The sequence below is a fragment of the Pseudomonas sp. P9_2 genome, from assembly GCF_034008255.1.
GTDB lineage: Bacteria > Pseudomonadota > Gammaproteobacteria > Pseudomonadales > Pseudomonadaceae > Aquipseudomonas > Aquipseudomonas synxantha_A.
Genome location: NZ_CP125376.1, coordinates 2,040,033 through 2,056,101 on the forward strand (window position 1 = coordinate 2,040,033; position 16,069 = coordinate 2,056,101).

The 16,069-nt window shown below is 60.9% G+C and carries 20 protein-coding genes; 4 read left to right on the forward strand and 16 right to left on the reverse strand.

Annotation, left to right across the window (positions count from 1 at the left end; genetic code table 11):
• Positions 1–8 precede the first annotated feature (8 nt).
• The 8 genes from hemW to QMK52_RS09005 all read right to left on the reverse strand — a co-directional run bounded on the left by hemW (position 9) and on the right by QMK52_RS09005 (position 6,398).
• Positions 9–1,211: a radical SAM family heme chaperone HemW gene (gene hemW / locus QMK52_RS08970; protein ID WP_005792277.1), complete on the reverse strand. Its 1,203-nt coding sequence runs from the start codon at positions 1,209–1,211 to the stop codon at positions 9–11.
• Positions 1,208–1,804 carry an RdgB/HAM1 family non-canonical purine NTP pyrophosphatase gene (rdgB, locus tag QMK52_RS08975; RefSeq protein ID WP_005792276.1) on the reverse strand — a complete coding sequence of 199 codons (597 nt, stop codon included), beginning with the start codon at positions 1,802–1,804 and terminating at the stop codon, positions 1,208–1,210. The genes hemW and rdgB overlap by 4 nt, the downstream gene beginning before the upstream one ends.
• Positions 1,801–2,235, reverse strand: a complete 435-nt coding sequence (locus QMK52_RS08980; RefSeq protein WP_005792275.1) for a DUF4426 domain-containing protein — start codon at positions 2,233–2,235, stop codon at positions 1,801–1,803. Before QMK52_RS08980 ends, rdgB begins: the two co-directional genes overlap by 4 nt.
• Positions 2,236–2,256: 21 nt before the next feature.
• Positions 2,257–2,877: a methionine biosynthesis protein MetW gene (gene metW / locus QMK52_RS08985; protein WP_005792273.1), complete on the reverse strand. Its 621-nt coding sequence runs from the start codon at positions 2,875–2,877 to the stop codon at positions 2,257–2,259.
• Between the two features lie 7 nt (positions 2,878–2,884).
• Positions 2,885–4,024 (reverse strand): homoserine O-succinyltransferase MetX, encoded by a 1,140-nt coding sequence (gene metX / locus QMK52_RS08990; protein ID WP_005792271.1) that lies wholly within the window; start codon positions 4,022–4,024, stop codon positions 2,885–2,887.
• Positions 4,025–4,245: 221 nt separating this feature from the next.
• On the reverse strand, positions 4,246–4,833 hold the full coding sequence (locus QMK52_RS08995; protein WP_003195087.1) for a YggT family protein: 588 nt from the start codon (positions 4,831–4,833) through the stop codon (positions 4,246–4,248).
• A gap of 25 nt (positions 4,834–4,858) precedes the next feature.
• Positions 4,859–5,677, reverse strand: coding sequence for a pyrroline-5-carboxylate reductase (gene proC / locus QMK52_RS09000; RefSeq protein WP_005792268.1), 819 nt, complete (start codon positions 5,675–5,677; stop codon positions 4,859–4,861).
• A gap of 25 nt (positions 5,678–5,702) precedes the next feature.
• Entirely contained in the window at positions 5,703–6,398 is a 696-nt protein-coding gene (locus QMK52_RS09005; protein WP_005792267.1) for a YggS family pyridoxal phosphate-dependent enzyme, read from the reverse strand.
• A gap of 57 nt (positions 6,399–6,455) precedes the next feature.
• On the opposite strand from QMK52_RS09005, the gene QMK52_RS09010 reads away from it, so the two are divergent.
• Positions 6,456–7,490 (forward strand): type IV pilus twitching motility protein PilT, encoded by a 1,035-nt coding sequence (locus QMK52_RS09010; RefSeq protein ID WP_005792266.1) that lies wholly within the window; start codon positions 6,456–6,458, stop codon positions 7,488–7,490.
• A gap of 148 nt (positions 7,491–7,638) precedes the next feature.
• On the opposite strand, the gene QMK52_RS09015 is transcribed toward QMK52_RS09010, so the two are convergent.
• Entirely contained in the window at positions 7,639–8,277 is a 639-nt protein-coding gene (locus tag QMK52_RS09015) for a C40 family peptidase (protein ID WP_005792265.1), read from the reverse strand.
• Positions 8,278–8,526: 249 nt separating this feature from the next.
• Here QMK52_RS09015 and QMK52_RS09020 point away from each other — a divergent pair, with 249 nt between their 5' ends.
• Entirely contained in the window at positions 8,527–8,955 is a 429-nt protein-coding gene (locus QMK52_RS09020) for a TM2 domain-containing protein (RefSeq protein WP_320404022.1), read from the forward strand.
• 119 nt (positions 8,956–9,074) lie between these two features.
• Here QMK52_RS09020 and QMK52_RS09025 read toward each other — a convergent pair whose 3' ends face one another.
• From QMK52_RS09025 to gshB, 7 genes are all read right to left on the reverse strand, one after another.
• The gene (locus tag QMK52_RS09025; RefSeq protein ID WP_005792263.1) at positions 9,075–10,346 is read right to left on the reverse strand and encodes a dihydroorotase; all 1,272 of its coding nucleotides are present in this window, start codon (positions 10,344–10,346) and stop codon (positions 9,075–9,077) included.
• Positions 10,343–11,347 carry an aspartate carbamoyltransferase catalytic subunit gene (locus tag QMK52_RS09030; protein WP_005792261.1) on the reverse strand — a complete coding sequence of 335 codons (1,005 nt, stop codon included), beginning with the start codon at positions 11,345–11,347 and terminating at the stop codon, positions 10,343–10,345. Before QMK52_RS09030 ends, QMK52_RS09025 begins: the two co-directional genes overlap by 4 nt.
• Positions 11,348–11,371: 24 nt before the next feature.
• A complete protein-coding gene (gene pyrR / locus QMK52_RS09035) occupies positions 11,372–11,878 on the reverse strand; it encodes a bifunctional pyr operon transcriptional regulator/uracil phosphoribosyltransferase PyrR (protein WP_005792260.1) in 507 nt (168 codons plus the stop codon).
• 132 nt (positions 11,879–12,010) lie between these two features.
• The gene (gene ruvX / locus QMK52_RS09040) at positions 12,011–12,448 is read right to left on the reverse strand and encodes a Holliday junction resolvase RuvX (RefSeq protein ID WP_005792259.1); all 438 of its coding nucleotides are present in this window, start codon (positions 12,446–12,448) and stop codon (positions 12,011–12,013) included.
• Positions 12,448–13,017 carry a YqgE/AlgH family protein gene (locus tag QMK52_RS09045; RefSeq protein ID WP_005792257.1) on the reverse strand — a complete coding sequence of 190 codons (570 nt, stop codon included), beginning with the start codon at positions 13,015–13,017 and terminating at the stop codon, positions 12,448–12,450. The genes ruvX and QMK52_RS09045 overlap by 1 nt, the downstream gene beginning before the upstream one ends.
• Before the next feature lie 50 nt (positions 13,018–13,067).
• On the reverse strand, positions 13,068–13,973 hold the full coding sequence (locus QMK52_RS09050) for an energy transducer TonB (protein WP_122735896.1): 906 nt from the start codon (positions 13,971–13,973) through the stop codon (positions 13,068–13,070).
• Between the two features lie 77 nt (positions 13,974–14,050).
• Entirely contained in the window at positions 14,051–15,004 is a 954-nt protein-coding gene (gshB, locus tag QMK52_RS09055) for a glutathione synthase (RefSeq protein ID WP_320404023.1), read from the reverse strand.
• Positions 15,005–15,243: 239 nt separating this feature from the next.
• Between gshB and pilG the strand changes: the two genes are divergently transcribed.
• Both pilG and pilH read left to right on the forward strand, forming a co-directional pair.
• A complete protein-coding gene (gene pilG / locus QMK52_RS09060; protein WP_005792254.1) occupies positions 15,244–15,651 on the forward strand; it encodes a twitching motility response regulator PilG in 408 nt (135 codons plus the stop codon).
• 46 nt (positions 15,652–15,697) lie between these two features.
• The gene (gene pilH, locus QMK52_RS09065; protein ID WP_003234583.1) at positions 15,698–16,063 is read left to right on the forward strand and encodes a twitching motility response regulator PilH; all 366 of its coding nucleotides are present in this window, start codon (positions 15,698–15,700) and stop codon (positions 16,061–16,063) included.
• The last annotated feature ends 6 nt before the right edge of the window (positions 16,064–16,069 follow it).

The window sequence follows — 16,069 nt, forward strand, 5'->3', positions numbered from 1 at the left end:
AAGAGCGATCAGCTCAAAAACGTCTGCAACAGGTCATTGAGAAAGAGTTGCCCGCGGTCGGTTGCCGCCAGGCGTGACGGTTCGACCTGCATTAATCCACTTTGTTCTGCCTCGCGGCGGCCTTCATCGAGGCTGGCCAGATCAAGGCCGGTGCGTTCGGCGTAGAGCTTGGCATCGACCCCTTCGGTGAGGCGCAGAGCGTTCATCAGAAACTCGAACGGCAGTTCGTCGTTGGTCAGCTCTTTCGCTCCGGCCTGGAAGCTTTTGGCCGGGTTGAGGTAGTCCTTGGGTGCGCGGGTTTTCCAGGTGCGGACGATGCGCCCGTCCGGGTGGCTGAGCTTGCCGTGGGCGCCGGCGCCGATGCCGATAAAGTCGCCAAAGCTCCAGTAATTCAGGTTATGCCGTGCCGGCCGCCCCGGTTGGGCATAGGCCGACACCTCGTATTGCGCGTAACCGTGTTCGGCGAGCAGCGCCTGGCCGGCTTCCTGGATATCCCACAGCGTATCGTCTTCGGGCAGCGCGGGCGGCTGGTTCCAGAAGACGGTGTTGGGTTCCAGGGTCAGTTGGTACCAGGACAGGTGGGTTGGCTTCAACGCAATGGCCTGGCGCAGGTCGCTCAGGGCATCGTCGAGGGATTGATTGGGCAGGCCGTGCATCAAGTCCAGATTGAAGTTATCGAACCCGGCCTGGCGCGCCATGCCAGCGGCGCGCACGGCTTCATCGCCATTATGGATGCGGCCCAGGGCTTCAAGCTTCTCTTGCTGGAAGCTCTGGATGCCGATGGACAGGCGATTGATCCCCAGTTTGCGGTACGCCACGAACTTCTCTTGCTCGAAGGTTCCGGGGTTGGCTTCCAGGGTGATCTCGATATCTGCGGCGAACCGAATACGGGCTTCAACGCCTTTGAGCAAGCGGCCCAAGGCGGCGGCGCTGAACAGGCTGGGCGTGCCGCCACCGAAGAAAATCGAGCTCAGTTCCCGGCCATAAACGGCGTGCAGGTCTTGATCCAGATCCGCCAGCAATGCATCTACATACTCTTCTTCCGGCAGCACCTTGCTGGCGGTGTGGGAGTTGAAGTCGCAATACGGGCATTTGCGCACGCACCACGGGATGTGGATGTATAGCGCCAGGGGCGGCAGATGGGGCAGGGCCGCCCGTGGTGTTTGCGCGCCACCGTGGATCAGCGGCTGCGCAGAGGTGTTCTGGGTCATTTCAAGCCCAGGCGCTGGCGCAGCAAGGCCATGGCGCGGGCGCGGTGGCTGATCTGGTTCTTGTCGGCCGGGCTCAGTTCGGCGCTGGAGACATTGCGCTCCGGCACCCAGAATAGCGGGTCATAACCGAAGCCATGCTCACCGCTGGCGGCGTGCAGGATGCGCCCGTGCCACAAGCCTTCGCACAGGATCGGCAGCGGATCATCGGCATGTCGCACCAGGGCCAGCACGCAGACGAACTGTGCACCACGTTCGGCGTCGGGCACGTCCTTGAGCGCGTCGAGCAGCTTGGCGTTATTGGCTGCATCGCCCTTGCCGTCAGCGTAACGGGCCGAATAAATGCCGGGCGCGCCGCCGAGAAAGTCCACCGCCAGGCCCGAGTCATCCGCCAGGGCCGGCAGGCCGGAGATGCGTGCTGCGTTGCGGGCCTTGAGGATCGCGTTCTCAACGAACGACAAGCCGGTTTCTTCCGGTTCGACCTGGCTGAACTCGCCAATCGAACGCAGTTGCACGGATTCACCGAGCATGGCCTGCAGTTCTTTGAGTTTGCCGGCGTTATGGCTGGCCAGTACGAGTTGGGTAAGGTTCATCATTCGGCCGGAAACAGTTCTTGGTTGAATTGGAAACCATGGGCTTTGCCGCCGGTTTCAACGTTGATGGTAAACGTCTTGTATTCGCGCTGGGTCACCGAGTAGGGCGCGAGGTAGCTGATGCCGCCTTTCTCTTCGATTTGCTTGAACGTCAGGATTTCGCTTTTGCCGCCCAGGTCTTTGATGGTACCCGTCACTTGCGCCGCGACCGGGGCCACGCCCTTGATCACGGTCACATTGATCAAGCCCTTCTCCTTGCTGCGCACCACGCCAACATTCTGCGCGGTCTCCGGTGGCAGGAAGCTGGAGGTGAAGGTGTTGTAGTGAACGGTGATATCGCCGAAGTCTTTTTTGCGATTAGCGTCGATAGTGTCGGCGGCCATGGCGCTGGCGCCCAGGCATGCGGTCAATAGAAAAATAGCCAAACGACTCATGAACGTCCCTCTTGAAGATGATTAGACGGCAACTTTGTGGTCGGTCAGGCCAGGACTGCTGACCCGGTAAATACCGATTTCGCCCAGTAGATTGGGCCATAGCTTACTCGCCCAGCCGTGGCGGTGCTGTTGATCGACGGCAAGGCGGTTGATGACCTTGGCTTCACGCTCGCCACACAGGGCTTCGAAGTCTTCGAAGGTGCAGAAGTGGATGTTCGGCGTGTTGTACCACGTGTACGGCAGGAAATCCGAGACCGGCATACGGCCCTTGGTGGCCAGGTACCAGCGGCAGCGCCAGTGGCCGAAGTTGGGGAAGGTGATGATGCATTGGCGCCCGACCCGCAGCATTTCGTCGAGGATGCGGTCCGGGTAGTGCACGGCTTGCAGGGCCTGGGTCATCACCACGATGTCGAAGCTGTTGCTGGCGAAGTTGCCCAGGCCCTTGTCCAGGTCCTGCTCGATTACGTTGATGCCCTTGGCCACGCATTGGGCGATGTTGTCCGGGTCGTTTTCCAGGCCGTAGCCGGTGACTTGCTTGTTGTCGCGCAGCCAGCTCAGCAGTTCGCCATCGCCGCAGCCCAGGTCGAGCACGCGGCTGCCGGCGGGGATCCAGTCTTGGATGATTTCCAGGTCGGCTCTCATGGCGTTCTCACAGTGCGATTCGATTCATGTAGTTGCTAAAGGCCTGCAGGTAACGCGGGATCGGAATCAGGAAGGCGTCGTGGCCTTGCGGTGCATCGATCTCCAGGTAGCAGACGTCCTTCTTGGCGGCCATCAGCGCATCCACCAGCTCACGGGAGCGGGCCGGCGAGAAGCGCCAGTCGGTAGTGAATGACATCACGCAGAACTTGGCCGTGGCGTGTTCGAAGGTTTTCGCCAGGTCGTCGTCATGGTTGGCCGCCGGGTCGAAGTAGTCCAGGGCCTTGGTCATCAACAGGTAGGTGTTGGCATCAAAACGACCGGAGAATTCTTCACCCTGATAGCGCAGGTAGCTTTCCACCTGGAACTCGACGCTGTGGAAGTCGTAGTTGAGCTTCTCGCTCTTGAGGCCGCGGCCGAATTTTTCGCCCATGGAGTCATCGGACAGGTAGGTGATATGCCCCACCATCCGCGCCAGCATCAGGCCACGCTTGGGGATCACGCCGGCTTCCTGGAACGAACCGCCGTGGAACTCGGGGTCGGTGAGGATGGCCTGGCGCGCCACTTCGTTGAAGGCGATGTTCTGCGCCGACAGCTTGGGCGCCGAGGCGATGGCCAGGCAATGGCGCACACGGTCGGGGTAGCTGATGGTCCATTGCAGCGCCTGCATACCGCCCAGGCTGCCACCAATTACCGCGGCCCACTGGTGGATGCCCAGCAGGTCGGCCAGGCGTGCCTGGCTGTGTACCCAGTCTTCTACGGTCAACACCGGGAAGTCCGCGCCGAATGGCTTGCCGGTGTCCGGGTTGAGGCTGCTGGGGCCGGTGGAGCCATTGCAGCCGCCGAGGTTGTTCAGGCTGACCACGAAGAACTTGTTGGTGTCGATGGGCTTGCCGGGGCCGATGCAACTGTCCCACCAGCCGGGTTTGCGCTCGTCAACGCTGTGGAAACCGGCGGCGTGATGGTGGCCGGACAGGGCGTGGCAGATCAGCACGGCGTTGCTCGCCGTGGCGTTCAGTTGGCCGTAGGTTTCGTAGATCAGGTCGTAGGCAGGCAACGAACGGCCGCAGGCCAGGGCCAGCGGTTCGCTGAAGTGCGCCACTTGAGGCACGACCAGTCCAACAGAATCGGGGGGAAAGGCAGCTGGCATCGACCCTGCTCTCGTTTAAATGAGGCGTAAGTCTAAAGAGCGGGGACCCTAGCGGCAAGCAATGGTCTGTACCAGTACGCAGATACAAAATGTGGAAAGGGTTTATGTGGGAGCCGGGCTTGCCCGCGATGCAGGCACCGCGGTTTTCAGACACACCGAGGTGATGCTATCGCAGGCAAGCCAGCTCCCACACAAGCCAGCTCCCATAGGGGCTACGGCATTCAGATCAGGCCGAACAGCTCTTTGGGCATGTAGGCAAAGTACGCCAGGCGTGGAATCACCCAGCTCTGCAGCAACTGAATCACGATAAACGCAAAGATCGGCGAGATATCCAGACCACCCAGGTTCGGGATCAGGCGACGGAAGGGTGCCAGCACCGGTTCGGTGATCTGAGCCACCAGTTCGGCACCCGGGCTACGGCTGCCGGGTGCGACCCACGAGAGAATCACGCTGATGATCATCGACCAGAAAATGATCTTCAGGAACAGCGAGAAAATACCGATCAGGCCCCACGGCAACAGCAGCACGGTGAACGCCTGGTAGCCGTTGAGCATCAGGATCACCACGAACAGCAGGATCTGCAGCAGCAACGCCAGCACCAGCGACGACATGTCCAGGCCGAACAGGCTCGGGATCACCCGGCGCAGTGGCTTGAGCAGCGGTTGGGTAGCCTTGACCACGAACTGGCACAACGGGTTGTAGAAGTTCGCCCGCACCAGTTGCAGGATAAAGCGCATCAGCACGATCAGCAGGTACAGGCTGCCCAAGGTCTGAATGATGAAAATGGCAGCGTCATTGATTCCGAGCATGTTTGATTACCTTGGTAAGGGACGACTATTTGCCCAGTTGCTCAGCCATCTCGGCCGAACGATGTGCCGCGGCACCCAGTGCTTTTTCCACCAGGGCCTCAAAGCCCCCGGCCTGGAACGATTCAATGGCGGCTTGCGTGGTGCCGCCCGGCGACGTTACCCGCCGGCGCAGTTCGGCGGCATCGACATCGCTGCCGACAGCCATTTTCGCGGCGCCCAGGGCCGTTTGCTCAGCCAGTTGTTCGGCAACCTCGTGGGGCAGGCCCAGCTTGACGCCAGCGGCGGTCATGGCCTCGATCAACAGGAAGAAGTAGGCCGGGCCGCTGCCGGAAACGGCGGTGACCGCATCCAGTTGCTGCTCCTGCTCCAGCCATACGGCAAGGCCCACCGCAGACAGCAACTCCTGAGCCTGGTCACGCTGCTGCGCGCTGACTTCAGCGGTGGCGTACAAACCGCTTACGCCCTGGCGCAGCAACGCTGGGGTATTGGGCATGCAACGTACGATCGGCTGGTCACCGAGCCAGGTTTTCATGCTGGCACAGGTGATGCCGGCGGCAATGGACACCACCAATTGATGCGGCTGCAGGCTTGGACGCAGGCTCTCGCACACGGCCTTCATGGCTTGTGGTTTGACCGCCAGCACGATCACGTCGACGCCGTGGATGGCTTCGGCGTTGTCGGCAAAGGTCTTGATGCCGTGTTCGGCGCTGACGCGCTCGCGGGTTTCGTCACCCGGGTCGCTGGCGCGGATCTGTTCGGCGTCCAGGCCCTTGGCCCGCAGGCCACCGATCAGGCTGGCCGCCATGTTACCGGCGCCGATAAAGGCAATACGCGTGTTGCTCATGACAGGTCCTTATTTTCGAGGGAAGTCAGCCGTTTTGCGGCTGGCTGTAGTCGCGGGCGCCAAACAGGGCGGTACCGATCCGCACCCAGGTGGCGCCTTGGGCGATGGCCGACTCAAGGTCATGGCTCATGCCCATGGAAAGTGTGTCCAGCGCCAGGTTCAAGCTGGCTTGCAGGTCGCGCACGCTGGCAAACGCCGCATCCTGTGCGGCCCGGTCTTCAGTCGGCTCGGGGATCGCCATCAGGCCGCGCAGCTTCAAGCGCGGCAGGGCGCTGATCGCGTTGGCCAGGGCCGGCAGGTCGGCCGGCGTACAGCCGGATTTGCTGGCCTCGCCACTGACATTGACCTGGATGCAGATATTCAGCGGCGGCAGGTCGGCCGGGCGTTGTTCGGACAGGCGTTGTGCGATTTTCAGGCGGTCCACGGAATGCACCCAAGCGAAGTTCTCGGCGATCGCGCGAGTCTTGTTCGATTGAATGGGGCCGATGAAGTGCCAACTCAAGGGCAGGTCGGTTAAATCCGCCTGTTTGCCCAGGGCTTCTTGCAGGTAGTTCTCGCCAAAATCGCGCATCCCGGCGGCATAGGCGTCGCGCACGGCTTGTGCGGGTTTGGTCTTGCTCACGGCCAGCAGGTGGATGCTGCTTGCGTCACGTTGCACGGCGTCGGCTGCGGCGCGGATGCGCTGGCTAACTAGGCCAATGTTGTCTGCTATCGTCGACATTCAAGATGCGCCCGTGGATATGGAGTCCGCGGCATTCTACTGGAAATGGAAAGCCCTATGGATATCACGCAATTGCTGACGGCCAGCGTAAGCCGTGGCGCCTGTGACCTGCATTTGTCGGCCGGCCTGGCGCCGATGCTGCGAGTCGATGGCGAGGTCTGGCCGATGGATGAGCCGGTGCTGAACGCAGCGCAACTGGTCGATCTGGTGAGCCCTTTGTTGAATAAACACCAACAAAAGGATTTCGAAACATCTCTTGAAACGGATTTTGCCTTCGAATTGCCGGGAGTCGCACGCTTTCGGGCGAACGTGTTTCGCCAGAATCGCGGTATAGGCGCGGTGTTTCGCGCCATCCCGACCGAGGTCCAGAGCCTGGAAGACCTTGGGTTGGGCGAGGTCTTCCAGCGTATGGCTCAGTTCCCCCGTGGCCTGGTGCTGGTCACCGGGCCTACGGGTTCGGGCAAGTCCACGACGCTGGCGGCGATGATCGATTATCTGAACCGGCACCGGCGCCAGCACATCCTCACGCTTGAAGACCCCATCGAATTTATCCACAGGCCGAAACTGGCCCTGATCACCCAACGCCAGGTGCACCGCGACACCCACAGCTTCTGCGTGGCCCTGCGCTCGGCCCTGAGGGAAGACCCTGATGTGATCCTGGTAGGCGAATTGCGCGACCTGGAAACCATCCGCCTGGCCTTGACGGCAGCTGAGACCGGGCACCTGGTGTTTGGCACCCTGCACACTTCATCGGCTGCAAAGACTGTAGACAGGCTGGTGGACGTCTTCCCGGCCGGGGAAAAGGCCATGGTCCGCTCGATGTTGTCGGAGTCGTTGCAGGCGGTGGTGTCTCAGGTACTGGTGAAGAAGGTCGGCGGCGGCCGTGTGGCCGCCCATGAAATCATGCTGGGCACGCCGGCGATTCGCAATCTGATCCGTGAGGACAAGGTGGCGCAGATGGTTTCGGCAATTCAGACCGGTGGCGCGTTGGGGATGAAGACGCTGGATATGAGTTTGAAGGCGTTGGTCGGCGCGGGGCTGGTCAGCCGGGAAGAGGCGCGGGAGAAGGCGAGGGTGCCTGCAGATATCTAAAACGCACAGATACTCAATGTGGGAGCTGGCTTGCCTGCGATAGCGGGCTGTCAGGCGCTCTCTCTGCCAACTGACACACCGTCATCGCAGGCAAGCCAGCTCCCACATTTGATTGCATTTCAAATGGGGAGCTTCAGTGGCGCCTGGCTTAGCGCTGCACGATCCGCAGGTTGCTGTTCTGCTCTTTAGGCAGCACACGCTTGGCAATCACGTAGTTCTTGTCCCAGAACGGCTTTTTCAGCGTGTCGATGCTCACCGACTTGCCACGACGCGGCGCGTGGATAAAACGGTCGTTGCCCAGGTAGATGGCAACGTGGTTGACCTGGCGGCTCTTGAGCTTGAAGAACAACAAGTCTCCGGGCTTCAGGTCTTTGCGATCAACCTTCAAGCCGTGGCCGGCAGCCATGGCGTTGGAGGTGCGTGGCAAATCCACCGCTTTTACATCGTTGAATGCATATTTAACCAGCCCGCTGCAGTCGAACCCTTTACTTGGGCTGCTGCCGCCCCAACGATAAGGAGTACCCAGCACGTTGACGGCACGGCTGAGGACGTTGCTGCTTTGCTTGGTGTTGACAGCCATCAGGCCGGGTGTTGCTTTACCGTGTGCCTTGCTCAGTTGAGTCGGGCGGTTGACGGTCAGCTTTACCGATTTGGCCTTGGTGGTTGTGCTGTGGACTTTAGGGGTGAAACCATTGACGTTCGGAAGTCGTTGCTCACGATTGGTGGCGTGGGCGGCCAGTGGCATTAATAGGCAGATGGTCAGCCATGTCTTGAAAAATGGTCGCATTAGGCGTGGCTCTTATGGGTTTGCGCGCAACTTTATAACAGCTTTTTGTGTCGTTCTCAGGCCGTTTGTCGACTGAACCTTGGGGTCAAATCCAGGAAAAACGCGACGAATTGCCGCAATTGTCCTACACAAGTCAGGTGGCATAAGGCTTTGAGGGCAGGAAGATACCATTTGCCGTACGTCGGGCGCTCGTAAAAAAGTCACAAAGAAAATGAAAAAATTTATCTATCGAAGCAAAAGAGGTACTCCATGAACACCTATCAACAGGTTGGTCAGCAGCAAGATACCCATAGCAAGGTGATCGGTTACCTGCTGTGGATTTTCGGTTTTACCGGGGCGCATCGCTTTTATTACGGCAAACCCGTGACCGGCACGATCTGGTTTTTTACCTTCGGCCTGCTGGGCATTGGTTGGTTGATCGACGTATTCCTCATCCCGGCCATGGACCGTGAAGCCGACCTGCGTTTTACCGCCGGGCCTATCGAATACAACGTCGCGTGGATCCTGTTGGCGTTCCTGGGCCTGTTCGGTGTGCACCGTATGTACCAGAGCAAATGGATCACCGGCCTGATCTACCTGCTGACCGGCGGTTTGTTCCTGATTGGGGTGCTGTATGACTTCTGGACGTTGAATACGCAGATCTCGATCCGCAATGCCGAGCGCAACAGCGGCCGCTGAATAACCTGTAGGAGCGAGCTTGCTCGCGAAGAACGTCAACGATGACGCAGTGCTGACAGGCTGCCCTCGTCGCCTATGCGTTTTTCGCGAGCAAGCTCGCTCCTACAGTTTTGCCAGCATCAGGCCTGGTAGCTGATCCGCCCATCCATCAAGGTGTAGCGCACCGTCGCCGGCAGGCTGTGGCCAATGAACGGGCAGTTTTCACCCTTGGACAACCAACGCTCCCCTGCCACCGTCGAGCTGCCCAGGTCAAACAGCACCAGGTCCGCTGGCGAACCGACTTCAAGCTTGCCCGCCGGCAAGCGCAGGGCGTCGGCCGGGCCGGCGCTCAGGCGGGCCAATAGCGTCGGCAGGTCGAGCAAGCCGTCTTCCACCAACGTCATCGCCAGCGGCAACAACAACTCCACGCTACTGATACCCGGCTCGGTTGCGCCAAATGGCGCCAACTTGGCGTCACGCTCGTGAGGCTGGTGATGGCTGGAAATCGCCGACACCACCCCCGACTTCACTGCCGCGCGCAAACCGTCACGGTCGGCCTTGGTTCGCAGGGGAGGTTGCACGTGATACAGGCTGGAAAAGTCGATCAGCGCCTCATCCGTCAGGATCAATTGGTACAACGCCACATCCGCCGTCACTGGCAAGCCACGGGCCTGGGCCTGGGCGATCAGGGCAACGCCGCGGGCGCTGGTCAGCTGGCTGAAGTGTGCGCGTACGCCGCTTTGCTCCACCAGCAACAGGTCACGGGCCAGGGCCACGGTTTCGGCGGTTTCCGGGATGCCCGGCAGGCCGAGGAAGCTGGCGACTGCCCCTTCATGGGCCAGGCCGCCTTCGGCCAGGTCGCGGTCCTGGGAGTGGAAGATCACCGTCAGGTCGAAGGTGGCCGCGTATTCCAGGGCACGGCACAGCGTGCGGGTGCTGCGAAAACTTTCCAAGCCGTTGCTGAAGGCCACGCAACCGGCATCGCGCAGTGCGATCAGTTCGGCCAGTTGTTCGCCATCCAGGCCTTTGCTCAGGGCGCCGACGGGAAACACCTTGCAATTGCCGGCTTCACGGGCGCGGTCCAGGATCAGCTCGGTCACCGCCGAAGTGTCCAGCACCGGCTTGGTGTTCGGCGGGCAGCACAGGCTGGTCACGCCACCGGCCGCAGCGGCCTGGGTTTCGCTGTTGATGTTGCCTTTGCGGCTGTAGCCCGGTTCGCGCAGGGCGACATTCAGGTCCACCAGCCCGGGCGCGGCTACAAGGCCCTTGGCGTCGATGCTTTCGATGGCGTTGAAGCCGGCAGGTGCGGCGCCAATGGCGATGATCTTGCCGGCGTCCAGATAAAGATCGGTAACTTGGTCCAGGCCACTGGCTGGATCGATGACTCGGGCGCCGAGAATGCTGAGCTTCACTGGGCCTGCTCCTGCTCGAATTGACGTTGCGCGGTCTGCCCGCTCATGGCCATGGACAGCACGGCCATGCGTACCGCGATGCCGTAGGTCACTTGGTTCAAGATCACCGACTGCGGGCCATCGGCCACCGCCGACTCAATCTCCACCCCGCGGTTGATCGGCCCCGGGTGCATCACGATGGCATCCGGCTTGGCCCCGGCCAAACGGGCGGTGGTCAGGCCGAACAGGCGGTAGAACTCGCCTTCGCTGGGCAGCAAGCCACCGGCCATGCGCTCGCGTTGCAGACGCAGCATGATCACCACGTCCACATCCTTGAGGCCCTCGGCCATGTCGGTGTAGACCTTCACGCCATACTGTTCGATGCCGATGGGCAGCAGGGTTTTCGGCGCGATCACGCGGATATCCGGGCAGCCCAGGGCTTTGAGGGCCAGCATGTTCGAGCGTGCTACACGGGAGTGCAGGATATCGCCGACGATGGCCACCGAGAGGTTTTCAAAGCCGCCCTTGTGCCGACGGATGGTGAGCATGTCGAGCATACCCTGGGTCGGGTGGGCGTGGCGGCCGTCGCCGCCGTTGATGACCGCGACCTGCGGGCACACATGCTCGGCGATGAAGTGCGCGGCGCCGGAGTCGCCGTGGCGGACCACGAACATGTCGGCGGCCATGGCTTCGAGGTTGCGCAGGGTGTCGAGCAGGGTCTCGCCCTTGCTCGCCGACGAGGTGGACACGTTCAGCGTGATCACGTCGGCCGACAGCCGTTGGGCTGCCAGTTCAAAGGTGGTGCGGGTACGGGTGGAGTTCTCGAAGAACACATTGCAGATGGTCTTGCCGCGCAACAGCGGCACCTTCTTCACCGCCCGGCCGCCGACTTCAAGGAACGAATCGGCGGTATCGAGGATTTCGGTGAGCAGTTCGCGGGGCAAACCGTCGAGGGACAAGAAATGTTGCAACTGGCCCTGAGCATTGAGCTGCAGCGGGCGCTTGGCATCTAGAGGCGTCATCGCGGGGACTCTGTACAAGGCGGTTTAAAGGGCAAGGTCTTGCAGTTCGAGTTCGAGCGGCGTGGGACCGGACAATTTTACCCGCTGCCGGGCTTGCAAAGACAGTGTTGCGCCCACGACATCCGGGCTGATCGGCAATTCGCCAGCATCCAGGTCCAGCAGGCAGACCAACGTAATGCTGGCCGGGCGCCCGTAATCGAACAGTTCGTTCATGGCGGCGCGTATGGTACGGCCGCTCATCAATACGTCATCGATCAGGATCAGGTGCTGGCCCTCAACCTCGAATGGCAGGGCCGAAGGTTGCACCTGTGGGTGCAGGCCGTTCTGGCTGAAGTCGTCGCGGTAGAAGGACACGTCCAGCGTACCCAGGGGCGAATCGCTGCCCAGTTCTTCCAGTAACGCCTGGGCTACCCAGACACCGCCGGTGCGGATGCCGATAAAGCGCGGTTCGCTGATGCCGCGGTGTTCCAGGTGCGCCTTGAGGCGTAATGCCATCTGGCTGATCAGTTCGGCGGGATTGGGCAGGCTCATGGGGGCTCCTTTTTAAGTGTGTAGGAGGGAGCTTGCTTGCGAAAAACTCATGGTCACCGCGTTCATCCAGCCTTCACGCGGTATCGTTAACGTTCTTCGCGGGCAAGCCCGCTCCCACAGGATCGCGGCGGGTCAGGATTCAAATAAAGCGGTGTTTTCATCCAGCCAACCCTGCAACAGCAAGGCGGCGGCGATGGCGTCCACGGGGTTGTCGCGGTAACTGCCCTTCTGCCCGCCGCGGTCACGACGCTCACCCTTGGCTTCAAAGGTGGTCAGGCGCTCATCGTGGGTATAGAAGGGCAGGTTGTAGCGGCCATTGAGGCGGCGCGCGAATTTTTCGGCGCGCAGGCACATGTCGCTGGGGGTGCCATCCATGTTCAGGGGCAGGCCGACCACCACAGCGTCGGGCTTCCACTCTTTGATAAGGGCTTCAACCTGGTTCCAGTCCGGTATGCCGTTCTGGGCCTTCAAGGTGCACAGCTCCCGGGCCTGTCCGGTAATAACCTGGCCGACCGCTACGCCGATCTGTTTGGTGCCGTAGTCAAAACCCAGGATCAGACGCAAGGCCATCAGGCGTGCCCCGCCTGGCTGGTCAACAGGCTGAGGTTGACCCGCAGCTTGGCAGCGGCAGCATCAAGGCGCAGTTCGCTGGCGGTGTTGAACAGGATGTCGGCGTCGAACGGGCAGGTCAGCCAGGCATTGCTCGCCAGCTCGGCCTCCAGTTGCCCGGCTTCCCAACCGGCGTAGCCCAGGGTAATCAGGCTTTGCTCAGGGCCGACGCCATCGGCGATCGCGAACAGCACGTCCTGAGACGTGGACAGTGACACGCCCTCAAGATCCACCGTGGCCTGGTATTGTGGCCCGGTGGGGTGCAACACAAAGCCGCGATCGGTCTGCACCGGCCCGCCGATATAGATCGGCACATCCTGGCAGCGGGTTGGTGGGTCGAGTTCCGGGCGCAATTGCTCAAGGATATCGGCCAGGCTCAGCTCCTGTGGACGGTTGACCACCAGCCCCATGGCACCATTGGCCGTGTGCTCGACGATGTAGGTCAAGGTCTGCGCAAAGTTCGGGTCGGCCATATGGGGCATGGCGATCAGGAATTGGTGCTTGAGGTAGGTCGGGCTGACGTTTTTCATGTCCGCTAGTGTGGCGTTGGAGGGGCGAACTGACAAGTGTAGGAGCGGTGTCAGTTGCTGGACAGCCGGTCGCCCTTGGCAAACTTCCAGGTGCGGATGATTTCCAGGCGGTCCACGTCATTCAAGTCGCCGCTGAACGGCGCAAAAGGCGCGGCCAGGCGCACGATGCGCTGGGCGGCCTGGTCCAGCAGCGGTTGGCCGGAGGACTCCAGCACCTGCACTTCATAGAGCGAACCGTCACGGTTGATCGATACCAGCAAGCGCAAGTTGCCATAAATCTGCTGACGCCGGGCTTCGTCCGGGTAATTGAGGTTGCCGATGCGCTCGACCTTCTTGCGCCACTCGTCTTTATACCAGGCACCTTTGTCGCGCATGGTCGACGCGGCGTTCAGGCGGTAGATGCGCGGGCGCTTGGCATACAGCTGTTGTTCGTGAGCCAGTTCGGCTTCCAGGCTGGAAATTTCGTCGGACAGCGTCGAACTGTCGAAGGTTGGCGCGGGCTTCACCGGCTCGGGCTTGGGTTCAGTCCTGGTTTTTTCGCGCTGGGTCGGGGCCTTTTGCGGCTTGGGCGCAACGGTGGTCACGGCGGCCTTGGGCGTTGCCTGCTTGACCTCGGGCTTGGGCACCGGCGGCGGGGTGACCTTATTGACCTTGTTGTCCTGGAAGGGCGCTACTTCAGTGGTCTTGGGCACGGCTTTCTTGTCGAGCGTACCGCTGCCCTGCTGGTTGTCCTGGGCAAGAAAGTCGGCCTTTTCGGGCTTCTTCTCACTTTTGAACGTAGCGAGGGTGATTTCCAGGGTCTTGGTGATCTGCTTGGGCTCGACCATGGTGAAGCCCACGCCCAGCAACAAGGCGAGGTGAATCAATGCGGCGAGAAACAGGGTAAATCCGAGCCGATCAGCCGGGCGCACGCCTTGATGGGTGAGTTCTGGGGGCAGTTCGGACGGGAGTGTCATGACAAGAAAACCAACATCGCGCGTTTCACAGGTTGCGCATGATAACGCAATGTTGGTGTGTGTCCGGCTGTTCTATGTCACTTGGCTTGTAGCTTGCGCTCAATGGCGGCCATCAGCATTTCGCCGATGTTCGTGCCAAATGCATTGTCGATCTCGCGAATACAGGTTGGACTGGTGACGTTGATTTCCGTGAGGTTCTCACCAATTACGTCGAGTCCGACAAACAGCAGACCTTTTTCCCGCAGGGTCGGGCCAACTTGAGCGGCGATCCAGCGGTCCTTGTCCGACAACGGCCGTGCTTCACCACGACCACCGGCCGCCAGGTTGCCACGGGTCTCGCCCGCTGCCGGGATGCGCGCCAGGCAGTAGTCCACCGGCTCGCCGTCGATCATCAGGATGCGCTTGTCGCCGTCCTTGATCGCCGGCAGGTAAGCCTGGCCCATGATCTGCTGGGTGCCCAGCGCAGTCAGGGTTTCGAGGATCACCGACAGGTTCGGGTCGCCAGCGCGGTGGCGGAAGATCGAAGTGCCGCCCATGCCGTCCAGCGGTTTGAGGATCACATCGCCATGCTTGGCAGCGAATTCACGCAGTACATCGGCGCGGCGGCTGACCACGGTCGGCGGCGTGCACTGCGGGAACAGGGTGGCAAACAGCTTTTCATTGCAATCGCGCAGGCTCTGCGGCTTGTTGACGATCAACACGCCGGCGCGTTCGGCCTGCTCCAGCAGGTAGGTGGAGTACACAAACTCCATGTCGAACGGCGGATCCTTGCGCATCAGGATCACATCGAGGTCGCTCAGGGGGCTGTCGATTTCATCCGAAAGCTCGAACCATTTCTCGGGGTTGGCGAATACCTGCAACGGACGCATCCGCGCCCGCGCCTCGCCGTCGCCCTGGTACAGGTCGTGCTGTTCCATATAGAACAACGTCCAGCCGCGGGCCTGGGCGGCCAGGAGCATGGCCAGCGAGCTGTCCTTTTTATAGGAAATGCTGGCGATAGGGTCCATGACAATGCCGACGCGAACGCTCATGGGGGGTTTCCTCTAGCAAATTAGGGCGCATAAAAGTGGCGTCAGAGTGGCGCTGTGGTTGTTGTGGGTCAAGGAAAAACCACCGGGTGGGTGCCTCGATAGATTGCGCCCGGAGACTGTGCTAAAAAGACTGCCACGGCGTAGCAGCCCTTGAATTCCAAGGCTTGCGGCGCTCATCCTGTGCAACATCAGGCAGTACACACCGAAAACCGATTCGCTGTGGCGATGGTAGAGCAGATATGGAACAGCATTCCAACGCCTTGAGAGTGATGGTGATCGACGATTCGAAAACGATCCGCCGCACCGCCGAGACACTGTTGAAGAACATGGGGTGCGAGGTCATCACCGCCATCGACGGTTTCGATGCCCTGGCGCGGATTGTGGATCATCACCCGCACATTATCTTTGTCGACATCATGATGCCGCGCCTGGATGGCTACCAGACCTGCGCCCTGGTGAAGAACAACCCGGCGTTCAAGGCGATCCCGGTGATCATGTTGTCCTCCAGGGATGGCCTGTTCGACAAGGCCAAGGGGCGCATCGTGGGTGTCGATCAATTTTTGACCAAGCCTTTCAGCAAGGAAGAACTGCTGGGTGCGATCAAGGCCTATGTGCCTGCCTTCGCCGCAGTAGAACAAGCACACTGACGCCACCTCACAAGGGCCGGCGCCGACCAATGTAGTGGGGAAAACCATGGCACGTGTTCTGATCGTCGACGACTCGCCGACTGAAATGTACAAACTGACCGGCATGCTGGAAAAGCACGGCCATCAAGTCCTGAAAGCCGAAAACGGCGCGGACGGCGTAGCGCTGGCCCGTCAGGAAAAGCCCGACGCCGTGTTGATGGACATCGTGATGCCGGGCCTCAACGGCTTCCAGGCCACGCGCCAGTTGTCCAAGGAGCCGGAAACCAACGGTATTCCGATCATCATCATCACCACCAAGGATCAGGAAACCGACAAGATCTGGGGTGCACGCCAGGGCGCCAAGGATTACCTGACCAAGCCGGTGGACGAAGACACACTGATCGCCACCCTGAACAAGGTACTGGCCGGCTAAAGGCTC